The following is a 20,807-nucleotide window of genomic DNA, read 5'->3' on the forward strand; positions in this document are numbered from 1 at the left end:
CGTGCGGAAAGAGACGGAATGAGCGAGGAGCGCACGTGGGCCTTGTCGTGCAGAAGTACGGAGGCTCCTCCGTAGCCGATGCCGAGGGCATCAAGCGCGTCGCCAAGCGGATCGTGGAAGCGAAGCAGAACGGCAACCAGGTGGTCGCCGTCGTTTCCGCGATGGGCGACACGACGGACGAGCTGATCGATCTCGCCGAGCAGGTTTCCCCGATGCCTGCCGGGCGCGAGCTCGACATGCTGCTGACCGCCGGAGAGCGTATCTCCATGGCCCTGCTGGCCATGGCGATCAAAAACCTGGGCCACGAGGCCCAGTCCTTCACCGGCAGCCAGGCAGGTGTCATCACCGACTCGGTCCACAACAAAGCCCGGATCATCGACGTCACGCCGGGCCGTATCCGCACCTCCGTGGACGAGGGCAACATCGCCATCGTGGCCGGCTTCCAGGGCGTGAGCCAGGACAGCAAGGACATCACCACGCTGGGGCGGGGCGGCTCCGACACCACCGCCGTCGCGCTCGCCGCCGCGCTCGACGCGGACGTCTGCGAGATCTACACCGACGTCGACGGCGTGTTCACCGCCGACCCGCGTGTGGTGAAGAAGGCCCGGAAGATCGACTGGATCTCGTTCGAGGACATGCTCGAACTGGCCGCCTCCGGGTCGAAGGTGCTGCTCCACCGCTGTGTGGAGTACGCCCGCCGGTACAACATCCCGATTCACGTGCGCTCCTCCTTCAGCGGGCTGCAGGGGACGTGGGTCAGCAGCGAGCCGATCAACCAAGGGGACAAGCAGGTGGAGCAGGCGCTCATCTCCGGTGTCGCGCACGACACCTCCGAGGCCAAGATCACGGTCGTCGGCGTGCCGGACAAGCCGGGCGAGGCCGCCGCGATCTTCCGGACGATCGCGGACGCCGAGATCAACATCGACATGGTCGTGCAGAACGTGTCCGCCGCCTCGACGGGCCTGACGGACATCTCCTTCACGCTGCCGAAGACCGAGGGCCGCAAGGCCATCGACGCCCTGGAGAAGAACCGGGCCGGCATCGGCTTCGACTCGCTGCGCTACGACGACCAGATCGGGAAGATCTCGCTGGTGGGCGCCGGGATGAAGACCAACCCCGGAGTCACCGCCGACTTCTTCACCGCCCTGTCCGACGCGGGCGTGAACATCGAGCTGATCTCGACCTCCGAGATCCGCATCTCGGTCGTCACCCGCAAGGACGACGTCCCCGAGGCCGTCCGCGCCGTGCACACCGCCTTCGGGCTGGACTCCGACAGCGACGAGGCCGTCGTCTACGGAGGCACCGGCCGCTGATGGCCGAGACCGAACGGCCCGGACGGGCCGGGCGACCGACGCTCGCGGTCGTGGGAGCGACCGGAGTCGTCGGCTCGGTCATGCTCCAGATCCTGTCCCAGCACGCGGACATCTGGGGCGACATCCGTCTGATCGCCTCGCCGCGCTCGGCCGGCCGCAAGCTGGCCGTGCGCGGCGAGGAGGTCGAGGTGACGGCGCTCACCGAGGAGTCCTTCGACGGGGTCGACGTCGCCATGTTCGACGTGCCCGACGAGGTCGCCGCCCAGTGGGCGCCGGTCGCCGCCGCCAAGGGCGTGGTGGTGGTCGACAACTCCGGCGCGTTCCGGATGGACCCGGACGTGCCGCTCGTCGTGCCCGAGGTCAATCCGCACGCGGTGCGGATGCGTCCGCGCGGGATCGTCGCCAACCCGAACTGCACGACGCTGTCCATGATCGTGGCGCTGGGCGCGCTGCACGCCGAGTTCGGGCTGCGCGAGCTGGTGGTCTCCTCGTACCAGGCGGTCAGCGGGGCCGGGCGCGAGGGCGTCGAGACGCTGCGCCGCCAGCTCTCCCTGGTGGCCGGTACGGAGCTGGGGACCAGCCCCGGTGACCTGCGGCGGGCGGTCGGTGAGGACACCGGGCCGTTCCCGGAGCCGGTCGCGCTGAACGTCGTCCCGTGGGCCGGGTCGCTGCGCGAGGACGGCTGGTCGTCGGAGGAGATGAAGGTGCGGGACGAGTCCCGCAAGATCCTCGGGCTGCCGCAGCTCCCCGTCGCGGTGACGTGCGTGCGGGTGCCGGTGGTGACCACGCACGCGCTGACCGTGCACGCCCGCTTCGAGGGCGAGGTGACCGTCGACCGGGCCCGGGAGATCCTGGCCACCGCGCCCGGTGTCGTGCTGTTCGACAACCCGGCCGCGGGCGAGTTCCCGACGCCCGCCGACGCGGTGGGCACCGACCCGACGTGGGTCGGCAGGGTGCGGCGGGCGCTGGACGACCCCACGGCGCTGGAACTCTTCGTCTGCGGGGACAACCTGCGCAAGGGCGCCGCGCTGAACACCGCGCAGATCGCGGAACTGGTGGCGGCCGAGCTGGCCTGAGCACCGGGGAACCGCACCGGAAAACGTCCCGGTCGCCGTGCCTTCGGTGAGTAGGATCTGTGAACGCGTTGTGATCCGGAAGATCGTCCGGAGCACTTGTAACCGGCCCCTGTGGCATCAGAGGATTTCCTCCCCGCCCTCCGCAACCAGCGCAGGGCGGGGAGCGTCTTAGCGGTCGCCCCTCCAGGGCGCGGGGACGCGTGCCTCGGCGTGGGGACGCCGAAGGCCGGGCGTGGGGACGCCCGGTCATACGGAACATAGGGGAAGAGCGGGACGCATGAGGGCCTATGATGCACCGTCAGTCGTGCTGCCTGACGCGAGAACGTGGCCGACGGCGTCGGCGGGCGCGGACACCGACCGGAACGTGACGCCCGGCGCGTACAACCCTCACGGGGGTGCGGGTGTCCAACTGGCGTGGCAGAGGTACTCGAATTCACCGCTTCGACGCGGGGCCCCTCACTGCGGGCACCCGGTCGGACCGTCCGTCCCCGCATGGCCGGTGCGGCCGGTGGCATGCCGGTGATCGCGCCCATGCCCGCAGCGCGGCCGGCCCGCATATCGAACCAGCGCGACGGCGCCGACGACGTCGTGGCGGCGGGTACCACCGTCGACCACCTCACCGAGACCTACCGCGCCCACTACCGGTCGCTGCTCGGTCTCGCGGCGCTCCTCCTCGACGACACCGCCTCCTGCGAGGACGTCGTCCAGGAGGCGTTCATCCGTGTGCACTCGGCACGCAAGCGCGTCCGCGACCCCGAGAAGACGCTGGCGTACCTGCGCCAGACGGTCGTCAACCTGTCGCGCTCGGCGCTGCGGCGCCGCATCCTCGGCCTGAAGCTGCTGTCCAAGCCGATGCCGGACATGGCGAGTGCCGAGGAGGGCGCCTACGACCAGCTGGAGCGGGACTCCCTGATCAAGGCGATGAAGGGTCTCCAGCGCCGTCAGCGCGAGGTCCTGGTGCTGCGCTACTTCGCCGACATGACCGAGGCGCAGGTCGCCGAGACGCTCGGCATATCGCTGGGCTCGGTCAAGGCGTACGGTTCGCGTGGCATCGCGGCCCTCAGGCTGGCCATGGAGGCGCCGGCATGAGCGACGGCAACGACGCGCGGCGCGACGCCCCGGACGGGCAGCCGCCCCGCGAGCCACACGGACCGGCCGGGCCGACCGGGCCGGACGGGTCGGACGGACAAGAGCCGAAGCACACGCACGCTGGGAACGGAACTGTGAACCACGGCCCCGACGAACAGGGCCCCGACACGCAGGGGCCCCAAGGGCTCGCGTCGGACGAGCTGGCACTGCGCAGGATGCTGCACCAGGCCGTCCAGGACCTGGAGCCGGGTGACGGCACCCTGGAGCATCTGCGCCGGGCGGTGCCCGCCCGGCGGGCCCGCAAGCGGCAGGCCGCCGTCGGCGTGGCGGCCGCCGCCCTCTTCATCGGCACCGCGGTCCCGGCCCTCCTGCACGTCTCCAACGCCGGCGGCCCGGGTGCGAACCCCTCCGTGGCCGGCAACGCCTCCCAGGCGCACGGCGGCGCGAGCCAGGGCAAGGACCCGGCCGGCGGGCAGAGCGGCATCGCCGGTTCCTCCGGCGCGGCCGAGGAGAAGGACAAGGCCGGTCCCAAGGAGAAACCCAAGGACAAGGAGACCGGTTCCGCCACCGGCGCGGCCACCGGCGGCGGCGCCGACCCCTCGTCGAGCGCGGAGGCCGGAGTGCCCCCGTGCACGGCGCAGCAGCTCGGCCCGGCCGTCGCCGGCAGCGCGGCCCCCGACTCCACGGGCGCGGTCTACGGCTCCTTCCGCGTCACCAACGTCTCCTCCGCCGGCTGCACCGTCACCGGGCCCGGCACCGTGACCGTGGCCCCGCAGGGTGCCGCGGACGCCTCCCGGATCGGCACGGCACGGCACGCCGCCGGGGACGCCGCGGCCGGACTGCCCGACCCGTCCCTGGAAGCCGGCTCGCTGACGCTGGCGTCGGGCGCCACGTACGAGGTGCAGTTCGCCTGGGTGCCCTCGGAGACCTGTCCCACCACGGGCGACACGACGGGCGGCGGCACGGGCGGTCCCTCTCCGGACCCGTCACCCAGCGTGGACGCCACCGCCACCGGCGGCACGTCCACGGACGGCGACACCGGCACGACCACCCAGCTGGTCACCGAGGACGGCATGGCCGACGGCAGCGTGTCGGTGACGTACACCCCGGAGCCGGGTTCGGCGTCGGCGACGGTCACGGTGTCCGACGCCTGCGCGGGGACCGTGTACTGGACGGGCGTGCTGGCGGGGTCGTAGGAACCGCCGCCCGGTCCCGTTCCTGTCGGCCCGGTCCTCAGACGCCGGACGGGCTGGGGCGGGGCTCCGGCTGCCGCTCGTCGTCGTCCTCGTCCCGGCCGCCGTCCGCGTCCTCGGGGGCCAGGCCCAGCTCGGCGTCGCGGGCGAGTTCCACCTCGCGGCGCAGCAGCCGGAACCACATGAAGATCACGAAGCCCACGAAGGCGAACCACTCCGCGGTGTAGCCGAGATTCTGGAACGCCTTGAGGTTCAGCCCGGAGTCCTGCGGGGTGCTCACGGGCACGGCCCGCATGCCGGAGTCGCCCTCGTTGAGCGTGACCCACGCGTCGTACACGTCGTAGGGCACGAGGTTCACCAGCGACGCCGCGCTGATCGCCGCGGTCTGGTCGGCGGGCAGGCCGCCGCGGGCGCTGACGCCGTTGTCACCGGGGGTCTCGGACGCCTGGAGCGCGCCGGTGACCGTGACCTCACCCGCGGGCGGGGCCGGGACCTCGGACTCGTCGGGGGCGCCGGCCAGCCAGCCCCGGACGACGGGCAGGGCCTCGCCGGAGTCGGTGCGCAGCATCGTCAGGACGTAGTAGCCGCGCTTGCCGTCCAGTTCGCGGTCGGGGACGAGCAGCTGCTTGCCGTACCGGCCGCTCGCGGTGACCTGCTTGCCGACCGTCGCCTTGTCGACGGGCAGCAGCTCGGCCAGCGGGCGGGCCGCCTCGTCGCGGTTGGACTCGGCCTGGGTGGTCGCGCTCTGGTGGTCCTGCACCCGGTCCTCGAACCGGCTCAGCTGCCACGACCCCATGAAGATGCAGAAGGGGATGGCGAGCACGACGAAGACGTTGATCCCCCACCATCGGGGTGTCAGCAGAAACCGGTACACGCCCTCCACGGTACGGGGCGCGGGTGCGGAGCCTCGCCGCGGGGCCGCGGAACGCGAGGTTTTCCACAGGCTGGGGATCCGGTCGGCACGATGTCGGCCCGGCGGGGCAGTATGGGGGCCATGACTGAGAGCAACGAGTCCGTGCTGCCGGAGCAGCGGCGGGACCAGGGCGAGGACATGCCGGACTGGGAGAAGCGGTTCCGGGCGCCGCGGGTGTCGCTGCCCGAGTGGGCGGAGGACGCACCGGACCGCTCGCTGTTCGTGTCGAACGCGACGGGGACGTACGAGCTGTACGCCTGGGACCGTGCGACCGGCGAGCAACGCCAGGCCACGGCCCGGCCCAACGGCACGACGGACGGCGTGCTCTCGCCGGACGGCGCGTGGATCTGGTGGTTCGACGACAAGGACGGCGACGAGTTCGGCGTCTGGCGCCGCCAGCCCTTCGAGGGCGGCGAGGACGAGCCGGCGGTGCCGGGCCTCGCCCCGTCCTACCCGGCGGGCCTCGCCCTCGGCCGGGACGGGCGCACGGCGGTGATCGGCCGCTCGACCGACGAGGACGGTACGACGATCCACCTCGCGCGCCTGGGCGAGGCTCCGGTCGAGATCTACCGCCACCGCGAGTCGGCGGGCGTCGGCGACCTCTCGCACGACGGCACGCTGATCGCGATCGAGCACACGGAGCACGGCGACGCCATGCACTCCGCGCTGCGTGTCCTGCGCCCCGACGGATCTGTGGTCGCCGAGCTGGACGACACCGAGGGCGGCACGGAGGAGCTGGGCCTGGAGGTGCTGGGCTTCGCGCCGGTCGACGGCGACACCCGGCTGCTCATCGGCCACCAGCGCCGGGGCCGCTGGGAGCCCCTGGTGTGGGACGTGGCGACGGGGGAGCAGACGGACCTGGCCCTGGAGCTGCCCGGTGACGTGAGCGCCGAATGGTACCCCGACGGCAGCGGCCTGCTGATCGTGCACGGCTTCGAGGCCCGCAGCGAGCTGTTCCGCTACGACCTCGCCGACCGGGAGCTGGTGGAGATCCCGACCCCGGCCGGCTCGGTGTCGAGCGCGACGGCCCGCCCGGACGGCACGGTGGAGTACCTGTGGTCCTCGGCGGCCGAGCCGTCGGCGGTCCGCTCCACCACGGGCCGGGTCGTCCTGGACCCGCCCGGCATGAAGTCGCCGGGCTCGGTGCCGGTGGAGGACGTGTGGGTGGAGGGTCCGGGCGGCCGCATCCACGCCCTGGTCCAGAAGCCGGCGGGCGCGACCGGCCCGCTGCCGACGGTCTTCGACATCCACGGCGGCCCGACCTGGCACGACAGCGACTCCTTCGCCGCGGGCCCGGCGGCCTGGGTCGACCACGGGTACGCGGTGGTCCGCGTCAACTACCGCGGCTCCACCGGGTACGGCCGCGCCTGGACCGACGCCCTGAAGCACCGGGTCGGTCTGATCGAGCTGGAGGACATCGCGGCGGTACGGGAGTGGGCGGTCGCGTCCGGTCTCGCGGACCCCGAGCGGCTGATCCTCACCGGCGGCTCCTGGGGCGGTTACCTCACGCTGCTCGGCATGGGCACCCAGCCGGAGTCCTGGGCGCTGGGCATCGCCGCCGTCCCCGTCGCGGACTACGTCACGGCGTACCACGACGAGATGGAGGGCCTGAAGGCCCTGGACCGCACGCTGCTCGGCGGCACCCCGGAGGAGGTCCCGGACCGCTTCGAGGCGTCCTCGCCGCTGACCTACGTCGACCAGGTCAAGGCCCCGGTCTACATCTCGGCCGGGGTCAACGACCCGCGCTGCCCGATCCGCCAGATCGACAACTACGTCAAGCGGCTGGAGGCCAGGGGCGCGGTCCACGAGGTGTACCGCTACGACGCGGGCCACGGCTCACTGGTGGTGGACGAGCGAATCAAACAGGTCCGCCTGGAACTGGACTTCGCAGCAAGGCACTTGCCCTGACGTAGCTGCGGGCAGTCGTGCCGCTGGGGCGGCACGGGTGGGCGCAGCGGCACCCGCCAACGCGGCGAGTGAAACCCACCCGCCCCAGCCGCAGCTCCGGGCCACCTGCTAAGTGGCCGTCGGCTGCCGCGCCCGCCGCCCCAGTAGCTCCGCCAGCCCCCGCCGCGTGGCCGCCAGCACCACCCGGTCCTCGCGCCGCAGGACATACGTGTCGGGCAGGTCCCACACCAGCCCCGACTCCCGCACCCCCTCCCCGGAGGCACCCGCGTCGTCCCGCTCCCCGTCGGAGACCCCCGTGTCCAGTGCCAGCACCCGCCACGCCCCCGCCCGGAACGCCTCGCCGACGGTCTTCCCCTCCAGCTGCGGATGCCCCGCCACGTCCACGGCCGCGAACAGCAGCACCCGCCGCTCGACGGGGATCGCGCCCAGGATCTGGCGGCCCATCATCGCCCCGGCGAAGGCGGGTGCGGCCAGGTGGGACACGCTGCGGCTGCGGGTGAGCGCGCCGGGGTGCGCCGCGCGCAGTGTGCGGTACACGGCGGTCGCGAAGTCGTCGTCGTACAGGCGCAGCACCACCCGCAGGTCGGACCGTACGGACCGGGCGTACAGCACGGCCTCCAGGTTCGTGGTGTCCGAGCTGGTCAGGGCGAGCAGGGAGTGCGCGCGGTGGATCTTCGCGGCCTCCAGGACGCCTTCCTGCGTGACGTCACCGAGCACCACCGGCACCCGCAGCCGCCGCGCGGTGGCCATGCCCCGGGCCTCCGGGTCGGCCTCGACGCACACCACGGGGATGTCCATCTCCCGCAGCCGTGTCAGCACGCGGGTGCCGATCTTGCCCAGTCCGAGCAGGACGACGTGCCCCCCGAGCCCCCGCGGCGGCTTGCGCAGCGCCGAGGCGTTGCGGAACGTCCCCAGGGCCTCCAGTACGGCCGCCAGCAGCACGGGAAGCAGCAGCAACCCGACGAAGCCGGAGAGGAGTTGCAGGATCTGCCGGCCGGAGGACTCGTTGTGCGCCGGCTCGTTGATGGCGAACAGGTCGAGCAGTGTCACGTACGTGGCGTGCAGGGGGTGATCGTCGGTGACGACCATGAGCGCCACGGCGAGCGCCACCACGCAAGCCGCCAGCCCCGCCAGCGACCAGCGCAGCCGCCGCGAGAACAGCGAGGCGAACGGCGGCACGGCGGTGCGGCCGGTGGGCAGGGGCGGCCCCGAGTACGCCACCTGCTCCAGGACGACGGTGCCGCGCCCGGTGGCCGACTCCACCGCCGCCGCGTCGGGCAGCAGCTGTGGAGCCTGCTCCCCGCTGCCCTCGGAGCCGTCCGCGCCGGCCGGGTCGTTGCTCGTCGCGGACAGCAGGGCCAGGGTGCACAGCCCCGGGTCGGCCACCTCGCCGGGGCGCGGCGGCCGGCGTTCCACCGCGCGCAGCAGCAGACCGTCCGTCTCGACGACCTTGCTGGTGCCGACCAGCGCGGTCGCCGCCAGCGCGGGGGCGGCGGTGTCGGCGTCGGACAGCACGGTCGTGGAGCCCTCGACGGCGTCGGCTCCTGACCCGCGCGGCCCGTCGCTCGCCAAGGCGGCCGCCTGGTCGAGGAGTTCCTCGATGTGCTGGCCGAGCCGCCGGTTGTACAGGCGCAGGACCAGCCGAAGCCGGGGGTTGAGCCGGCGGGCGGTCAGGGCGGCCCGGATGTTGGTCTCGTCGTCGTCGTACACGAGGGCCAGGGCGGCGGCCCGGTCCACGCCGGCCTCCGCGAGCACGTCCTCGGTCGGCTCGGCGGCCTGTAACTCCTGGCCGGTGCCGTTCCCCTCACCGTTGCCCGCGCGGTTGACGGCTGCGCTCACCCGGTCCAGCAGCGCCGCCGAGGCCGCGCGGGCCCGGCCGACGACCGGCTGGCGCACCCGGCGTCCGGAGGGCGGTACGACGAGCGTGACCTGTTCGCGGTAGACACCCCGCAGTTCGGCGGCCAGCCGGTGCGCCAGTCCGTCGTCGCCGCACACCACCATGTGCGCCGAGGCGTCGCTCGGCAGGCCCTGATTCGGAACGCTCCCCACAAGGGGAAGGACTGCCCGGACGGGACGGGTGGTTCCCGTGGCCGCCGAACGGCCGAGGGCGGCATTAAAGACGCGTAAAGATTGCCGGAAACCGGCAATGACCATACCGCCCGGCGCATGTGACGATCCGTTTCACCGAAGCTCAGCGACGGGCGGGAGGGGGACGGCACACATGGCCTGGTTTCTGGGACTGGGCATCACGGGGGTGGTGCTGCTCGCCCTGTCGCTGGTCTTCGACGGGCTGCTGGAAGGCGCGCTCGACGGTGCGCTCGACGGCGCCCTGGAGGGGTGGCTGTCGCTGCCGGTCGTCGCCGGGTTCGTCGCGATGACCGGCTTCGGCGGCGCGATCGTCCTGGGCAGCGGCTGGACCGGGCCCGCGGGGGCGGCCGGTGCCGGCGCTCTCGCCGGGCTGGGGGCGGGCTGGCTGACGTACCGCCTCAGCCGCGCGCTGATGCGCGACCGGACCGCCGTCACGCCCGTCGCGGACGACCTGCTCGGCACGTCCGGCAAGGTGGTCACCGCGATCCCGACCGACGGTTTCGGCGAGGTGCTGCTGCGCCTGGGCGGTCAGCCGCTGAAGTGCGCGGCGCGCAGTGCCCGGCCGGTGGCGCGGGGGACCGAGGTGTGGGTCGAGGCGGTCCCGACCCCGACGTCGGTCGTGGTGCGCCCGGTGGACCACTGAGTTTCCTTTCTTTCCTGCTCGTTCTCTGTGATTCGGGGGCGTTGTCATGAGTCCTGTCGTGATCGCGGTGGTGGGGGTCGTCGTACTCCTCGTGCTGCTCGCGCTGGTGGTCGTCAGCCGGTACAAGGTGGCCGGTCCGAGCGAGGCGTTCATCGTCACCGGCCGGCGCGGCAAGAAGTCCACCGATCCGGAGACCGGCCGGGTGTTCACCGACAACAGCGGCCAGAAGGTCGTGGTCGGCGGCGGGGTGTTCGTCGTGCCGTTCGTGCAGCAGCGGTTCACGCTGGACCTGTCCTCGCGGCACATCCCGGTCGCCGTGCGCGGCGCGGTGACGCTGCGCGGGGTGAAGGCCAACCTGGACGGTGTCGCCATCGTCAAGGTCGGCGGCACCGAGGACGCGATACGCGCCGCCGCCCAGCGGTTCCTGATGCAGCAGGACGGCATCGTCGGCTTCACCCAGGAGGTGCTGTCGGGTGCGCTGCGCGCGATCGTCGGCCGGATGTCCGTGGAGGACGTCATCCGCGACCGGGCCGCGTTCGCCGGGCAGGTGGCGGAGGAGGCGGAGGCGAGCCTGTCCGGGCAGGGCCTGGTGCTGGACGCCTTCCAGATCCAGGACATCACCACCGAGGGCTCCTACCTGGAGGACCTGGGCCGTCCCGAGGCGGCCCGGGCCAAGCAGGAGGCCGACATCGCGGAGGCCGAGGCGCGGCGGGCGGCCGAACAGGCCCGGCTGAAGGCGGAGGAGGAGATCGCGGTCGCGCAGCGCACCCTGTACCTGAAGCAGGCCGAGATCAAGGCGGAGACCGACCAGGCCGCCGCCCGTGCCAACGCCGCCGGTCCCCTGGCGGAGGCGGCCCGGCAGCAGGACATCCTCGCCGAGCAGGAGAAGGTCGCCGAGCGGCAGGCCGCGCTGAAGGACCGCCAGCTGGACACCGAGGTGCGCAAGCCCGCCGACGCCCAGCGGTACGCGGCCGAGCAGGAGGCCGAGGCCCGCCGGGTGGCGCGGGTGAAGCAGGCGGAGGCCGAGCGCGCGGCCGGGATCGCCGCCGCCCAGGCGGAGGCCGAGCGGGCCAGGCTCACCGGTGAGGGCGAGAAGCAGCGGCGTGGTGCGCTGGCCGAGGCGGAGGCCATCGAGGGCCTGAAGCAGGGCGAGGCGGAGCGGTCCCGGCGTGCGGCCATCGCCGAGGCCGTACGACTGGAGGGCGAGGCGGAGGCGGCGGCGATCGGCGCCAAGGGCGCGGCCGAGGCCGAGGCGATGGAGAAGAAGGCGGACGCCTTCGACCGGTACGGCGAGGCGGCCGTGCTCCAGATGCTGGTGGAGGTGCTGCCGCAGGTGGTGGCCAAGGCGTCCGAGCCGCTGGCGGCCGTGGACAAGATGACCGTCATCTCCACGGACGGGGCGAGCCGGATCTCGCGCACGGTCGCCGACAACGTGGCCCAGGGCATCGAACTGCTGGGCTCCACCACGGGCGTCGACCTGGCGGCCCTGCTGAAGAACGTCGCCGGGCAGGGCGCGAAGGCGGCGGACCGCCCGGCGGAGCCGAACGGCAAGGTGGAGATCACGGGCTGACCGGTCCGCGCGGCCCGGTCAGATCTCCTGGGCGGGCCAGCCCAGCAGCCGGGCGCCGATGACCGCGGTCTGCAGGGTGTAACGGTGCACCGGGTCGGCCGGGTTGGCGCCGGTGAGCTGGTGGATGCGCTCCAGCCGGTAGGTGAGCGCCCGGACGCTGAGCGACAGCCGTCGGGCGGCCTCGGCGGCGGTGCAGCCGGCGTCGAAGTACGCCTCCAGGGTCCGCAGCAGGGGCTCGGGACCGCCCCGGGCCCCGCGCAGCGGGCCCAGCACGCTCAGCACGAGGTCGGCCATGGCCTGCCGGTCGCGGGTGAGCACGGGGTAGACGAGCAGGTCGGCGGCGCGGACCACGGGCTCGTCGAGCTCCAGCCGCTCGGCGAGTTCGAGGGCGCTCAGCGCCTCCTCGTAGCTGTGCACCACGCCGCCCGGGCCGGGCTGGGGCCGTCCGATGGCCACCCGGCTGCCGTCGGTGGCGGCGTAGGCCTGTTTGGCGAAGAAGGCGAGGACGTCGTCCTCGTCGCCGGGCGCGACGCAGATGAGCTGCCCGTTCTTGGTGGTGATCAGGACGCGGCGGTCGCCGAAGCGGGAGATGAGCGCGGTCTCCACCAGCCGGGTGACCGGCGCGGTGTCGTCGTAGGCCTCGGGCCCCTGCGCGACGGCGACGGCGTGGGCGCGGGACAGCACGAGTCCGAACCGCTCGGCCCGTTCGGCGAGCCGTCCCAGGTCGCTGCGGCCGTACAGCAGGTCGTCGATGAACTCCCGGCGCGCGGCCTCCTCCTGCCGTACGGCGAGCCGCTGGGCCCGCTCGTAGCCCTCGGCGAAGGCGTCGACGGCCTGGGCGACGGCGGCGAGCACGCTGTCCGTCGTGCCCGCGTCCCGGGCGGTGCCGGGCCAGCCGGCGCGTGTGGCGTCCAGGTGCCCGCGGACGAGATCGCGCAGACTGTGGCCCGCCTCCGCGGCCTGTTCGCCGAGCCGTCGCCGGTCCTCCAGCTCGTCGCGGTTCAGCCGCCGCCCGGTGCCGGCGACCTCCGCCAGGATCTCGGCGTACCCGGTCAGATACGGCTCGTACTGCTGTGTCACCCCTGCCCCTGCCTCCCTGCCGGACGCGCCCGCTGCGGGGGTCCGGCAACGGGAGGCTAGTCAGAGCTGCCGGAAACCGGCAACGCGGGGCGCGGGCCGTGGGGTTGGTGCGCCTGCTGTGACGTTTCCGGTGGGCGGTGCGCTGGGGCTTACATGGACCTGAAAATCGAACTGATGCCCGATACCACTCGCCGTCTCGCCCTCGTACTGGCCGTTGCCGCGGTACCCCTCGCCGCCCTGCCCCCGGCCGCCCACGCGGAGGAGACCGCGGACCCCGCGGGCATCGTGCTGGCCGCACCGGACCGCTACACCCCGGTGCAGGACGTGCTCTACGCCGCCGGGGACACCGGTTACCTGCACCGGAGGGAGACGAGCGACGGCTCCACCGCGCCGTACCAGTGGCGCGGCTTCGACGGCACCGAGCGCACCGTCGAGGGCTTCACCGGCAAGCTGCCGGGCCAGCAGGGTCACTACGGGGCCGGTACGGACATCCTGCCGGTGCCCGTCGACGCGAGCGGGGTCGTGCAGCTGCGTGACCCGGCGACCGGGGAGTCGACGCCGCTGACCGTGCCCGACGGACAGTACACCGTCGCCTCGTTCGGGCGGACGGTGCTGACGGTCTCCTACAACGACGTCTGGCAGGTGGACCGGCTGCACATCCTCCGCCTCCAGGACGGCACGACCACGGACACGCCGGTCGCCCCGCCGGAGGGGCTGCGCTTCGGCCGGTACCCGGTCGCGGCCGGGGACGGCCGGCTGGCCGTCGTGAAGTTCACCCGTGGGCACACCCTCGGCGTCCTCGACCTGACCACCGGCGCCCTCACGCCCGTCCCCACCAACCTGTCCGTCGACGACCCGGTCCGCCTCCAGGCCGCCGTCTCGCCCACCCACGTCGCCTGGTACCAGGAGGGCATGAGCCAGGCCCGGGTCCTGCGCCGCGACGACCTCGCGGGCACCGCGGTCTCCGTCCCCGTACCGACGTCCGCCGAGGGCACGCCCGTCATCGGCCTGGCCGGCGACTGGCTGCTCACCACCCACCGGCCCACGGCCCCCACCGAGCAGAACCCGCCGCTGCGCCGCGGCGGGCCGCTCAGGGCCACCCCGATCGGTGGCGGTTCACCCGTCACCCTGCTGAACGCCGCCCAGGCCGACCTGTACCAGAGCCCCGGCGGCGGTGCCGTCGCGGTCGGCGGCGCGGACGCCGGAGACTGGGCGGTGCGCCGGATCGAGACCGGCGCGGACGGCCGCCCGGTGCTGCGCACCCTCGCCGAGGTGCCCGCGCGGCCCGCCCAGCTGCGCGGCATCGCGCTGTCCGGCGGCCAGTTGGTCACCAAGGAGGAGGACAGCGCACCCCGCCCCGTCTACCAGACGCGGAAGGTGACGCTCGGCGGAACGCCGTCGGCGGGGGAGCGCACCGAGGTCACCACCGCGCCCCTGGGCACGAGTTACGGTCAGCCACTGGGCGCCGGCGACGGCTCCGTCGTGCACGTCCGGTACGACGAGGCCACCCAGCGGGACGTCCTCGTCCGCGCCACGGCGACGGGCGCCCGCACCGAGGTCGTGCCGTACGACCGCGCCGCCCCGTCGAGCTCCGGCCGCGGGCTGCGCGACGCCGCCGGCCGGTACGCGGTGTACGGTGGCGGCGACGAGCGGGTGGTCGTCGACTTCGAGGCTCCCGGCGGGGGAGCGGTCGTGAACCGCCTGAACACCCCGGCCGCCGCGCTGTGGGGCTCCACCCTGTGGACGACGGACGGCACCGGCGGCCGGTTCGAGGCCCGCGACCTGGCGACCGGCACGGTCACGCCGTACTCCGTCGACGCCTCCTGCGTGATCCGGGACCTCCAGACCGTCGGACGCTGGGTGTACTGGGACTGCCTCGGCCAGGACATCGTCGGCGGCGACCCGGCCACCCCGTTCGGCGTCTACGACCTGGAGACCGGCAGGAACATCGACCTTCCGGCACGCGGGAGGCTGGGTGACGGCTTCGTCGTCAACCACGACACGACCGCGGGCAAGCTGCTCCTCACCGACTTCCACACCGGCACCGCGGGCACGCCCCGGACGCTCACCGACCTGCCGGCCGTGTTCCTGTGGAAGAACTACGACGTGGACAAGTTCGGCGGCGGTGTCGCCTGGCTGGACTCCGCCGGGTCGGCCCACGTCGTCCCGAGCGGCGTCCCCGCCCAGCCGCTCACGGTGACCGCCGCCTCCGTCGGCGCCCAGTACGCCCGCACGTCCGGCACCGCCTGGAACCCGGTCTGGCAGCTGTCCAAGCCGGCCGCCGACGGGGCCCGACTGGTCATCAGGGACAAGAAGAAGACGGTCGCCACGCTCGACGCGACCGCCCTCGGCGCCACCGTCTCCGCCCGCTGGGACGGCACGCTCGCCGACGGCACCTCCGCCGCCCCCGGCACCTACACCTGGGAACTGACGGCCGCCCCGCAGGACGGCACCGGAGCCGCCCTCACCCTGACCGGCAACGTCACGGTGACCGACGGCTCCTGACGCCCTGCCGTACCGCGCGGGGCCGGGTGAGGGCCCTGTACCAGGCCGCCAGCTCACCGGCCGGCGGCCTCCCCGCCCTCTTCGGCCTCCCCGGCCTCCCAGCGCAGCAGGTCCCCCGGCTGGCATTCGAGTACGTCGCAGAGCGCGCCGAGCGTCGAGAAGCGCACCGCCTTGGCCCGGCCGTTCTTGAGCACGGCCAGGTTGGCGGGCGTGATGCCGACGCGCTCCGCGAGTTCGCCCACGGACATCTTCCGTTTGGCCAGCATCACGTCGATGTCGACGACGATCGGCATCAGATCACCTCGGCCAGCTCGGCCTGCATCCGCGCGGCCTCGACGTCGCGGGCGACGGCCTGGGCGAGCAGCATGCGCAGCACGAGCACCACGAGCGCGACCCCGAGGACCGCCACGACGACGCCCCCGACCAGCAGGACCACGCCCGGGGCGACGGCCTCGCCCGGAGCCAGCATGACCCCGAGGGCGAACACGAGGAGCGCGGCGGCCACGAAGGCGCCGATCACGATGTGCACGTACCGGAAGGCGGCGTGGGAGAACACGGTCCCGCGTCGCACCATCGTCAGCAGCCGCCATACGCAGACGAGGACGACCTGGGCCGTCACGATGCCCAGGACCACGACCACGAGGAACGCGGCGACCGGGTACGCGAGGTCCGTGTCGATCCCCTCCAGGTCCGAGCCCAGCAGCGGAACCATCACCGCCTGTACGAACACCGAGCCGGCGAGCAGCATCCCGATCACGACGCGCAGCGCGAGCACCGTCAGCTTTCCCATCGCTCCTCCCTCAACCGATCCCGAGGATCCCGACAATCCAATCGAGTCACGATGGAAATCTATCGAGATTCGATAGGTCTGGCAAGTGCTGAGCCCCCGGCAGGGCAGGTGACAGTTCCCGCCCCCGGTGCGCTGGAGGAAGTGACCCGGCCGAACGGGTCGAGGCGCCCGCTCTCATGGGGAGGTACGCGGGCGCCGAGCGCGGCTCGGGCGTCCCACGTGGCAGTGGCGCCCGAGCCGCCGAAGAGGCGACGCGGACGCCACGGTCTCTCGCGTCAGCGACCCGGCCCGGTCAGCCGATGCACAGGACGAGCAGGCAGACCTGCGACGGCGAGGTCGCGCCGGGCGAGGTGTCCGCCTGCGACGCCTCCGGCCCCGTACCGCCGGTGCCGTCGGCGGCGCTGCCGTCCCCACCGGCGGCGGACGGCGCGGGCGTCCGGGGAGCCGGCGCGTCGGGGGCGTGGCCCGGAGCCGTACCGGCGGTGGCCGGCGCAGGGCTCTGCGCCGGTTCCGGTGCCGTCGTCGCCGTCGTACGCGGCTGAGCGGCGGTGTCCTGCCGGGCATGCGAGGGCACGGCGCGGTACGAGTCCGGTGTCCGCTGCTCCGGTATCTGCTGCTCCGGTGTCTGCTGCCCGCGCGGGAGCCCGGATGCGGGCGGCTGTGTGGACGGCGAGCGGTGCGCGTCGGGATGCGACGAGCCCGGGCGGGCGTCCGGCGCCACCTCGTCCTCGGCGGCGACCGTGCCCGGGTCCTGCGGCGCCGTGGCCGCCTGGGCCCGGTCCCCGGACTGCCGGTCCATCGCGGACAGGGTCAGACCGCCCCCGACGAGCGCGACGGCGGTCGCGACCACGGCCCGGCGCTGGTTCTTCTTCCAGCGGGCGCGCTGGCGGCGCCGTGCCGCCCGCCCCTGCGGCACGGGCGGCACATCCACGACGTCCGCTGCCGCTTCACCGGGTGAGGGCTCTGCCGAGGTGACCGCACCCATCGCCGGGGCCGCCGCGGCGGGCGGGGCGGGAGCGGTGCGGCCGCCGGTGACGGCCGGGTCGATGTCCGGGGCGTAGGCGCCGCAACCGGGGCACACCAGGGCGCCGTTGAGATGCCGCCGACACGATGAGCAGTAGTCCATCTTCGGTCTTCCCTGAGTTGACACGCCGTGGACCCGTCGGGCCACCGGCCCGGTCGCGTTCGCACGCGCAGTCGAGCGGCCAGCAACGCTAACGACGCTTTCGAAAGACCGTGTGCAGTACGTGTGAGGCTCTTGCGGGAATCCTTACGACGGCGGTGACGACGCACCTCGACTCGTGGGGGTGGGGGCGGCGGGTCAGTGACCGGCCGCGAGTCCGCCGCTGAGCCTGTCGTGCAGGTGGGCACTCGGGTCGTTGAGGCCGGTGATCTCGACGGTCTTGCCGCGCTGGGCGTACTTGTGCTCGATCGCGTCGAGGGCCGCGACGGAGGAGGCGTCCCAGATGTGGGCCGCGGAGAGGTCGATGACGACCTTCTCGGGGTCGGCGGCGTAGTCGAACCGCCCGACGAGGTCGCCCGCGGAGGCGAAGAACAACTCGCCGGTGACCCGGTAGACGACGGTGGTGCGGTCGGGATCGGTGACGGCGGTGACCTCGGCGAGGTGGGCGACGCGCTTGGCGAAGATGACCATGGCGGTGACCGAGCCGACGACGACGCCGATGGCGAGGTTGTGGGTGGCGACCACGCAGGCGACGGTGACGAGCATGACGACGATCTCGCCGGCGGGCATCCGCCGCAGCGTCTTCGGAGCGATGGAGTGCCAGTCGAAGGTCGCGAACGACACCATGACCATGACGGCGACCAGGGCGGCCATGGGGATGTCGGAGACGACCGGCCCGAAGACGACGCACAGCACCATCAGGAACGAGCCGGCCAGGAAGGTGGACAGGCGGGTGCGGGCGCCCGAGACCTTGACGTTGATCATCGTCTGGCCGATCATCGCGCAGCCGCCCATGCCGCCGAAGAAGCCGGTGACGATGTTGGCGATGCCCTGGCCGATCGACTCGCGGGTCTTGTTGGAGTGGGTGTCGGTGATGTCGTCGACCAGCTTGGCGGTCATCAGCGACTCCATCAGCCCGACCAGGGCCATCGCGAAGGCGTACGGGGCGATGGTGGTCAGGGTGTCCAGGGTGAACGGCACGTCGGGAAGGCCCGGCACGGGCAGGGACGACGGCAGGGCGCCCTTGTCGCCCACGGTCGGCACGGCGATCCCGGCCGCGACCGTGATCACGGTGAGGATCACGATGGACACCAGCGGCGCGGGCACGACCGTGGTGATCTTCGGGAAGAGCACCATCATCGCGAGACCGGCCGCGATCAGCGGGTAGACCGCCCACGGCACGTCGGTCATCTCGGGCACCTGGGCCATGAAGATGAGAATGGCCAGGGAGTTCACGAAGCCGACCATCACGCTGCGGGGGACGAACCGCATCAGCCTCGCCACCCCGAGGGCGCCCAGGACCACCTGGAAGACACCGGCCAGGATGACCGCGGCGACGAGGTGGCCCAGGCCGTGCTCGCGGTTCAACGGAGCGATGACGAGGGCGACGGCGCCGGTGGCCGCGGAGATCATCGCCCGCCGGCCACCGACGACGGAGATGACGACGGCCATGGTGAAGGAGGCGAACAGGCCGACCGCCGGATCGACCCCGGCGATGATCGAGAAGGAGATCGCCTCGGGGATCAGCGCCAGACCGACGACCAGGCCCGCCAGGACCTCGGTACGCCAGACGTTCGGATCGGACAGCCAGTCGGGCTTCAGACCGCGCAACCGCGCGGCCGGGGACGGGACGGAAGCAGCAGAGGGCGCAGAAGACAAGGGAGAAGGAACCTGTCGTGCTCGGGCACACCCCTACGGCAGGCTGGGGCGTCTGGGATTCGGTGTCCTGCGAGAATCGGAACTTCACCGGGGGCGCCATCGGCCCCGACCCAGTAACTCTACCCTAACGTTAGGGTAGAGATTGACGGTGCCGGAGACCAGAGGATGACGGGTGTGACGGGCATGACGGGCGTGGACGGCAAGCACATGCAGATCGGTGAGGTGGCCGCGCGAACCGAACTGTCCCTGCGCACCATCCGTCACTACGAGGAGACCGGCCTGGTCGTCCCCTCCGCCCGCTCCCAGGGCGGCTTCCGCCTCTACACCGAGACCGACGTGCAGCGGCTCATGGTCATCCGCAGGATGAAGCCGCTCGGCTTCACCCTGGACCAGATGCGCGACCTGCTGGACGCCACCGACCGCCTCGACGCCGATCCCGACCTCGGCCCCGACGAGCGCGAGGCCCTGCTGAAGCGCGTGCGCGAGTACGAGCAGTCGGCCGCCGAGCAGGTCGAGAAGCTCCGCGTCCAGCTCTCCCGCGCGGAGGACTTCGCCGCCACCCTGCGCAGCCGCCTGGAGCAGAACGCCCCAGACACGCGCCCCTGACGGTGACTCAGACGCGGTGGCGACCGGCCTTCAGCTCACCTATGAACGCCGCCCAGGTCTCACTCCCGAAGGAGAGCACGGGCCCGCACGGCACCTTGCTGTCACGGACGGGGACGATGCCGGGGGCTGCGTCGGCCACCTCGACGCAGTTGCCGCCCTCCTGATTGCTGTAACTGCTCCTGCGCCAGGCGACGCCGTTCGGATCGGGAAGGGACATTCGCTCCACGGTTGCAGCCCTCCATCGCGGATCGGATCATGTCGAGTGACATGACTGTGGGCAGGGCGTCCGCCCGCAGCTGATCGTAAATCAACGAGAAGCGCCTCACCTCGCCCGGATCCTCGATGAGTTGGCCGTAGTGCGCACCTTCCGTGTAGGCGACCTCCGAACCGTCCGGCAGCGTAAGTACGGTCAGAGACCCGCCCATCGCGTCGTGCTCACCTTGGTCGAACGGCAGCACCTGCACCTTGATGTGACGCTCCGCTGCCGCATCCATCAGCCGCTCCAACTGTGCGCGTATGACGTCGCGTCCGCCGATGGGCCGCTTGAGAACCGCCTCGTCGAGCACCACCCACAGCTCGGGCCGGCCGGGTGAGTCGAGCCGTTGCTGCCGCCCCATGCGGGCGCTGACCCGTTCCTCCAACTGCTCATCACTGTTGAGCGTCAGGCCGACCCTCAGCACGGCCCGCGCGTACTCCTCGGTCTGCAGGAGACCGGGCACCAGATGCGCCGCGTACTCACGGATGGACACCGCCCGCTCCGAGTAGCCGATGAACGCGCGTGACCAGTCGGGGAACGCCTCCCGGTACACGTACGGCCACAGTTCGACCAGCAGATTGTCGGCGCCGAGGACCGAGTCGAGCGCCCGCGCCAGTTCCAGCGTCGGCTTCGCTCCGGAAGCCCGCTCGATCTGGGTGATCCGGGAGCTCACCACATGTGTCTTCTCGCCGAGTTCGGCCTGGGTCAGCCCGGCCGCCGTACGGAGTCTGCGCACTCGCGCGCCGAAGAGCGCGGCCATCGACTCACGGGGGTCAATTTCCTTGGTCAATAGGTCACTTCCGTTCCTTACGGGCTGAAAGGTAAGGCTGCACCGCCTTCCGAGCGTAGGCCCGCAGGACGACTCTTGAGTACGGAACGTGACGACTCGCGCACAAAGCGGGACGTGCCAGGAACCGGCCGGACAAGGACGAACG

At 72.6% G+C, this 20,807-nt stretch carries 18 protein-coding genes; 9 read left to right on the plus strand and 9 right to left on the minus strand.

What is annotated here, in order from left to right:
* Nucleotides 1-35 precede the first annotated feature (35 nt).
* From H0H10_RS35285 to H0H10_RS35300, 4 genes are all read left to right on the plus strand, one after another.
* Complete coding sequence (locus H0H10_RS35285) at nt 36-1,313, plus strand: aspartate kinase (protein WP_188185266.1); 1,278 nt, start codon at nt 36-38, stop codon at nt 1,311-1,313.
* Complete coding sequence (locus H0H10_RS35290; protein WP_188185267.1) at nt 1,313-2,389, plus strand: aspartate-semialdehyde dehydrogenase; 1,077 nt, start codon at nt 1,313-1,315, stop codon at nt 2,387-2,389. The genes H0H10_RS35285 and H0H10_RS35290 overlap by 1 nt, the downstream gene beginning before the upstream one ends.
* 513 nt (nt 2,390-2,902) lie before the next feature.
* Nucleotides 2,903-3,478: a SigE family RNA polymerase sigma factor gene (locus tag H0H10_RS35295; protein ID WP_188185354.1), complete on the plus strand. Its 576-nt coding sequence runs from the start codon at nt 2,903-2,905 to the stop codon at nt 3,476-3,478.
* A gap of 134 nt (nt 3,479-3,612) precedes the next feature.
* Nucleotides 3,613-4,674: a hypothetical protein gene (locus tag H0H10_RS35300; RefSeq protein ID WP_309141966.1), complete on the plus strand. Its 1,062-nt coding sequence runs from the start codon at nt 3,613-3,615 to the stop codon at nt 4,672-4,674.
* Between the two features lie 37 nt (nt 4,675-4,711).
* On the opposite strand, the gene H0H10_RS35305 is transcribed toward H0H10_RS35300, so the two are convergent.
* On the minus strand, nt 4,712-5,545 hold the full coding sequence (locus tag H0H10_RS35305; protein WP_309141967.1) for an SURF1 family protein: 834 nt from the start codon (nt 5,543-5,545) through the stop codon (nt 4,712-4,714).
* A gap of 120 nt (nt 5,546-5,665) precedes the next feature.
* Between H0H10_RS35305 and H0H10_RS35310 the strand changes: the two genes are divergently transcribed.
* Nucleotides 5,666-7,492 (plus strand): S9 family peptidase, encoded by a 1,827-nt coding sequence (locus tag H0H10_RS35310; protein ID WP_188185269.1) that lies wholly within the window; start codon nt 5,666-5,668, stop codon nt 7,490-7,492.
* A 108-nt stretch (nt 7,493-7,600) separates the two neighbouring features.
* On the opposite strand, the gene H0H10_RS35315 is transcribed toward H0H10_RS35310, so the two are convergent.
* Complete coding sequence (locus H0H10_RS35315; RefSeq protein WP_188185356.1) at nt 7,601-9,493, minus strand: NAD-binding protein; 1,893 nt, start codon at nt 9,491-9,493, stop codon at nt 7,601-7,603.
* 220 nt (nt 9,494-9,713) lie between these two features.
* On the opposite strand from H0H10_RS35315, the gene H0H10_RS35320 reads away from it, so the two are divergent.
* On the plus strand, nt 9,714-10,223 hold the full coding sequence (locus H0H10_RS35320) for an NfeD C-terminal domain-containing protein (RefSeq protein WP_188185270.1): 510 nt from the start codon (nt 9,714-9,716) through the stop codon (nt 10,221-10,223).
* A gap of 46 nt (nt 10,224-10,269) precedes the next feature.
* On the plus strand, nt 10,270-11,793 hold the full coding sequence (locus tag H0H10_RS35325; protein ID WP_188185271.1) for an SPFH domain-containing protein: 1,524 nt from the start codon (nt 10,270-10,272) through the stop codon (nt 11,791-11,793).
* Nucleotides 11,794-11,811: 18 nt separating this feature from the next.
* Here H0H10_RS35325 and H0H10_RS35330 read toward each other — a convergent pair whose 3' ends face one another.
* Nucleotides 11,812-12,873, minus strand: coding sequence for a PucR family transcriptional regulator (locus tag H0H10_RS35330; protein ID WP_188185272.1), 1,062 nt, complete (start codon nt 12,871-12,873; stop codon nt 11,812-11,814).
* A 174-nt stretch (nt 12,874-13,047) separates the two neighbouring features.
* On the opposite strand from H0H10_RS35330, the gene H0H10_RS35335 reads away from it, so the two are divergent.
* Nucleotides 13,048-15,378 carry a FlgD immunoglobulin-like domain containing protein gene (locus H0H10_RS35335; RefSeq protein ID WP_188185273.1) on the plus strand — a complete coding sequence of 777 codons (2,331 nt, stop codon included), beginning with the start codon at nt 13,048-13,050 and terminating at the stop codon, nt 15,376-15,378.
* A 53-nt stretch (nt 15,379-15,431) separates the two neighbouring features.
* Here H0H10_RS35335 and H0H10_RS35340 read toward each other — a convergent pair whose 3' ends face one another.
* From H0H10_RS35340 to H0H10_RS35355, 4 genes are all read right to left on the minus strand, one after another.
* Nucleotides 15,432-15,671 (minus strand): helix-turn-helix domain-containing protein, encoded by a 240-nt coding sequence (locus H0H10_RS35340; RefSeq protein ID WP_188185274.1) that lies wholly within the window; start codon nt 15,669-15,671, stop codon nt 15,432-15,434.
* Nucleotides 15,671-16,168 (minus strand): DUF2975 domain-containing protein, encoded by a 498-nt coding sequence (locus tag H0H10_RS35345; RefSeq protein ID WP_188185275.1) that lies wholly within the window; start codon nt 16,166-16,168, stop codon nt 15,671-15,673. The genes H0H10_RS35340 and H0H10_RS35345 overlap by 1 nt, the downstream gene beginning before the upstream one ends.
* A 292-nt stretch (nt 16,169-16,460) precedes the next feature.
* Nucleotides 16,461-17,294 carry an SCO2400 family protein gene (locus H0H10_RS35350; RefSeq protein WP_188185276.1) on the minus strand — a complete coding sequence of 278 codons (834 nt, stop codon included), beginning with the start codon at nt 17,292-17,294 and terminating at the stop codon, nt 16,461-16,463.
* A gap of 195 nt (nt 17,295-17,489) precedes the next feature.
* Nucleotides 17,490-19,010, minus strand: a complete 1,521-nt coding sequence (locus H0H10_RS35355; RefSeq protein ID WP_188185277.1) for a SulP family inorganic anion transporter — start codon at nt 19,008-19,010, stop codon at nt 17,490-17,492.
* A 192-nt stretch (nt 19,011-19,202) separates the two neighbouring features.
* Here H0H10_RS35355 and H0H10_RS35360 point away from each other — a divergent pair, with 192 nt between their 5' ends.
* Entirely contained in the window at nt 19,203-19,616 is a 414-nt protein-coding gene (locus tag H0H10_RS35360; RefSeq protein ID WP_188185357.1) for a MerR family transcriptional regulator, read from the plus strand.
* 7 nt (nt 19,617-19,623) lie between these two features.
* Here the strand turns inward: H0H10_RS35360 and H0H10_RS40335 are convergent, their stop codons facing one another.
* Nucleotides 19,624-19,755 carry a DUF397 domain-containing protein gene (locus H0H10_RS40335; RefSeq protein WP_309141968.1) on the minus strand — a complete coding sequence of 44 codons (132 nt, stop codon included), beginning with the start codon at nt 19,753-19,755 and terminating at the stop codon, nt 19,624-19,626.
* Entirely contained in the window at nt 19,718-20,632 is a 915-nt protein-coding gene (locus H0H10_RS35365) for a helix-turn-helix domain-containing protein (protein ID WP_188185358.1), read from the minus strand. Before H0H10_RS35365 ends, H0H10_RS40335 begins: the two co-directional genes overlap by 38 nt.
* Nucleotides 20,633-20,807 lie beyond the last annotated feature (175 nt).

This window comes from Streptomyces griseicoloratus (assembly GCF_014534645.1).
GTDB classification, from domain to species: domain Bacteria; phylum Actinomycetota; class Actinomycetes; order Streptomycetales; family Streptomycetaceae; genus Streptomyces; species Streptomyces griseicoloratus.

Coding starts and splice junctions, on each gene's coding strand:
- H0H10_RS35325 (WP_188185271.1), top strand. CDS start 10,270: ATGAGTCCTGTCGTGATCGCGGTGGTGGGGGTCGTCGTACTCCTCGTG.
- H0H10_RS35350 (WP_188185276.1), bottom strand. CDS start 17,294: ATGGACTACTGCTCATCGTGTCGGCGGCATCTCAACGGCGCCCTGGTG.
- H0H10_RS35320 (WP_188185270.1), top strand. CDS start 9,714: ATGGCCTGGTTTCTGGGACTGGGCATCACGGGGGTGGTGCTGCTCGCC.
- H0H10_RS35345 (WP_188185275.1), bottom strand. CDS start 16,168: ATGGGAAAGCTGACGGTGCTCGCGCTGCGCGTCGTGATCGGGATGCTG.
- H0H10_RS35365 (WP_188185358.1), bottom strand. CDS start 20,632: ATGGCCGCGCTCTTCGGCGCGCGAGTGCGCAGACTCCGTACGGCGGCC.
- H0H10_RS35310 (WP_188185269.1), top strand. CDS start 5,666: ATGACTGAGAGCAACGAGTCCGTGCTGCCGGAGCAGCGGCGGGACCAG.
- H0H10_RS35340 (WP_188185274.1), bottom strand. CDS start 15,671: ATGCCGATCGTCGTCGACATCGACGTGATGCTGGCCAAACGGAAGATG.
- H0H10_RS35335 (WP_188185273.1), top strand. CDS start 13,048: ATGCCCGATACCACTCGCCGTCTCGCCCTCGTACTGGCCGTTGCCGCG.
- H0H10_RS35295 (WP_188185354.1), top strand. CDS start 2,903: ATGCCGGTGATCGCGCCCATGCCCGCAGCGCGGCCGGCCCGCATATCG.
- H0H10_RS35290 (WP_188185267.1), top strand. CDS start 1,313: ATGGCCGAGACCGAACGGCCCGGACGGGCCGGGCGACCGACGCTCGCG.
- H0H10_RS35315 (WP_188185356.1), bottom strand. CDS start 9,493: ATGGTGGTGTGCGGCGACGACGGACTGGCGCACCGGCTGGCCGCCGAA.